At 59.6% G+C, this 2,089-nt stretch carries 2 protein-coding genes and 1 pseudogene; all 3 read left to right on the top strand.

From position 1 onward, the window contains the following. Nucleotides 1-117 (top strand): annotated as a pseudogene (locus EA798_RS20460) (cytochrome-c oxidase, cbb3-type subunit II); the annotation flags it as partial. A 93-nt stretch (nt 118-210) separates the two neighbouring features. Continuing rightward, a complete protein-coding gene (ccoP, locus tag EA798_RS20455; RefSeq protein ID WP_122100118.1) occupies nt 211-1,146 on the top strand; it encodes a cytochrome-c oxidase, cbb3-type subunit III in 936 nt (311 codons plus the stop codon). A 452-nt stretch (nt 1,147-1,598) separates the two neighbouring features. Further along, a partial coding sequence (locus EA798_RS20450) for a cbb3-type cytochrome c oxidase subunit I (protein WP_208643732.1) occupies nt 1,599-2,089 on the top strand: 491 nt, incomplete at its 3' end.

Raw genomic sequence — 2,089 nt, 5'->3', positions numbered from 1 at the left:
CCTTACACCGAAGAAGACATCGCCGGCGCTCGCGACTCCGTCAAGGGCAAGACCGAGATGGACGCCATGGTGGCCTATCTGCAGGTGCTCGGTACGGCTCTGACCAACAAGCGCTAATCGCAGCCAAGAAAAAATGACGGCTGCCAAGCCAGCCGTCAGGGACTTCAATCGCGGACAGCCAGAGTTGCTCGGGCTGTCCAGGAGTAGCACATGAGCACTTTCTGGAGTGGATACATCGCCCTGCTGACGCTGGGCACCATCGTCGCTCTGTTCTGGCTGATCTTCGCCACCCGCAAGGGCGAGTCGGCCGGCACCACCGATCAAACGATGGGTCATGCCTTCGACGGCATCGAGGAATACGACAACCCGCTGCCGCGCTGGTGGTTCCTGCTGTTCATCGGCACCCTGGTATTCGGCATCCTTTACCTCGTGCTCTATCCGGGCCTGGGTAACTGGAAAGGCGTCCTGCCCGGCTACGAAGGCGGCTGGACCCAGGAGAAGCAGTGGGAGCGCGAGGTCGCCCAGGCTGATGAGAAGTACGGCCCGATCTTCGCCAAGTACGCTGCCATGTCGGTGGAAGAAGTGGCACAGGACCCGCAAGCCGTGAAAATGGGTGCTCGCCTGTTCGCCAACTACTGCGCGATCTGCCACGGCTCTGACGCCAAGGGATCTCTCGGCTTCCCGAACCTGGCCGACCAGGACTGGCGCTGGGGCGGTGATGCGACGTCGATCAAGACCAGCATCCTGAACGGCCGTATCGCGGCAATGCCGGCCTGGGGCCAGGCCATCGGCGAGGAAGGCGTGAAGAACGTTGCTGCCTTCGTCCGCAAGGAACTCGCTGGCCTGCCGTTGCCGGAAGGCACCGATGCCGATCTAGGCAAAGGCAAAGAGGTCTATGCACAGACCTGCGCCGTTTGCCACGGCCAGGGTGGTGAAGGCATGGCCGCGCTGGGCGCGCCGAATCTTCAGCATGCCTCCGGCTGGATCTACGGCTCAAGCCTCAGCCAGCTGCAGCAGACCATCCGCCACGGTCGCAATGGCCAGATGCCTGCTCAGCAGCAGTATCTGGGTGACGACAAGGTTCACTTGCTCGCCGCTTATGTTTACAGCCTGTCGCAAAAGCCTGAACAACTCGCCAAGCAGTGAGTCGTAAAAGGGCGGTACACTCGTACCGCCCTTCCCACCTTGCCCCGACGCAACTTCTGCCCCTCTGCGACTATCTGTCGCATCGCCAACTGACCAGCGCCCTTCCCCCTTCCCCCCAGCACTTCTAATCTTTGCTTCCGATTCGCCGCCCCGCCTAGAACCATAAGGCGAACTCGAGAATTCCCGCGCACCGGCCTGGTGCGAAACATCCCTGCGCAGCGCATGGAAAACGCTTTAAATCAGGGTTTTGGCCAGCAAAGAGAGCCCGGGCGTGGTTTGCATTGCCCCCCTGCTTTCTCCATACTTGCCGCCGTTTTTGCCTTCGAAAATGCCATTAGCGTGGAAGCCTTGCATGAGCACAGCAATAAGTGAGACTGCTTATAACTATAAGGTGGTTNACAGCAATAAGTGAGACTGCTTATAACTATAAGGTGGTTCGCCAATTCGCCATCATGACGGTGGTATGGGGAATCATCGGGATGGGCCTGGGTGTCTTGATCGCCGCGCAGCTGGTGTGGCCCTCGCTCAACTTCGACCTGCCGTGGACGAGCTTCGGCCGTCTGCGACCATTGCACACCAACGCGGTGATCTTCGCATTCGGTGGTTGCGCACTGTTTGCCACGTCCTATTACGTGGTTCAGCGCACCTGTCAGGCGCGGCTGTTCTCCGACGGACTTGCAGCCTTCACCTTCTGGGGTTGGCAGGCTGTGATCGTGCTTGCGGTCATCACCCTTCCTCAGGGCTTCACCAGCTCCAAGGAATACGCGGAGCTCGAGTGGCCGATCGACATCCTGATCACCGTGGTGTGGGTGTCGTACATCGCCGTGTTCTTCGGCACCATCATGAAGCGCAAAGCCAAGCACATTTATGTGGGTAACTGGTTCTTCGGCGCCTTCATCCTGGTGACGGCGATGCTGCACATCGTCAACAACCTGGAAATCCC

It is taken from the genome of Pseudomonas songnenensis, assembly GCF_003696315.1.
Lineage (GTDB): Bacteria > Pseudomonadota > Gammaproteobacteria > Pseudomonadales > Pseudomonadaceae > Stutzerimonas > Stutzerimonas songnenensis.
This window is presented reverse-complemented; position numbering and strand designations above follow the sequence as displayed.

Bases quoted from the DNA above. Each gene is read 5' to 3' on its own strand.
- ccoP (WP_122100118.1), top strand. From the start codon at position 211: ATGAGCACTTTCTGGAGTGGATACATCGCCCTGCTGACGCTGGGCACC.